We start from the raw sequence: 1,260 nt of genomic DNA, 5'->3' as shown, positions 1-1,260 counted from the left end.
TAAATCCGGTCAGGCGGGTAAAGGCGGGATTGACGCGCACGATGCGCTGCCTGGGCGAGGCGATCATGACCGCCTCGTCCAGGGTCTCGTAGACTGAGGCCGCAACCATCAACGCCTGGCGGGACTCCAACAGATCGGTGATATCCATGGCCGCCAGCAGGCAGGCATCCGGCCCCACCTCACCAGCACAGGCCTCCACCCTCAGGATGCGCGGGATACCGGCATGGGTGGTGATCGCCAACTCGGCATCACCCGATGCCTGACCGGCAAATACCTTGTGGAGCAGATCCGTCAGCCGGGGACGGTCCTCGTCATTCACAAAGACCGCCAGGTGCCGCCCCGCAAGCTCACTCCGGGTGGTGTCCAGCAGCCGGGCTCCCGCCAGGTTGGTGCGACGCACCTCCCCCTGTGAATCCAGGTTGAAATAGGCCATGGGCGCATGATCGTAGAGCTGTGCGAACAGATCCCTCGCCGCCTCCGCTTCGATGCGGGCCTTTTGCAGCGATTCGTTCTGCATCTCCAGTTCCAGCTGATGCACTTGAAGCTCATGCAACAGGGCCAGGGGTTCCATGGGCGGATCATCCATGCCCGAGACCTTTTCCCGAAGCTTCTGCTCCGCCAGTTCTCTCAGCCTGCGGGCCTCATCATTCCCGTCCCCCTGGTCCATCTCATCTCCCTGGGCCATTGTTTGATTCCCCGCCCAATTTGTCCGGCGTCGATGAAATACCGCGCAAACGCTTTTCCAAGGCCTTGGCCTTGGTGATATCAGTGAATGTGACCACCACGCCATCGATGACATCATCCAGGGTGCGATAAGGCATGACCTTCACCTGGTACCAGCGATCGTCCCGGGTGGGGATTTCTTCAGTGGATTGGGACAGGGATCGCAGGACTTCCTGCACATCATCCTGCAGACCCGGATAGTCCAGATCGGTCACAATATCACTCAAAGGACGCCCCACATCACTGGCAATGAGCTTGAAGATGCGCTGTGCGGCGGTGGTGAAGCGGCGGACGCGCAACTCCTTGCTGAGGAAGATGGTGGCAATGTCGGTACTGTCGAGCAGGTTTTTCATGTCGCTATTGGCCAGGGTGAGTTCTTCCACCTTGGATTGAAGCTCCGCGTTCACCGTCTGCAACTCTTCATTGAGCGACTGCATCTCTTCCTTGGATGTAGTCAGTTCCTCATTGGTGGACTGGAGCTCCTCGTTGGCCGAGCGAAGCTCCTCCTGGGAGGTCTGCATGTTTTCACGGGTTGCG

General features: G+C 59.4%; 2 protein-coding genes. Both read right to left on the bottom strand.

Annotated features, from left to right (window positions below; all coding sequences use genetic code 11):
- On the bottom strand, positions 1 to 685 hold a 685-nt coding region (locus LPW29_RS15150; protein ID WP_238628706.1), incomplete at its 3' end, for a PAS domain S-box protein.
- On the bottom strand, positions 669 to 1,260 hold a 592-nt coding region (locus LPW29_RS15145; RefSeq protein ID WP_238628705.1), incomplete at its 5' end, for a PAS domain-containing protein. The genes LPW29_RS15145 and LPW29_RS15150, both read right to left, overlap by 17 nt.

This window comes from Ectothiorhodospira sp. 9100, assembly GCF_022227565.1.
Taxonomy (GTDB): Bacteria; Pseudomonadota; Gammaproteobacteria; order Ectothiorhodospirales; family Ectothiorhodospiraceae; genus Ectothiorhodospira; species Ectothiorhodospira marina.
Note: the sequence above shows the minus strand (reverse complement) of the source record. Positions and strands in the feature narration are given on the sequence as shown.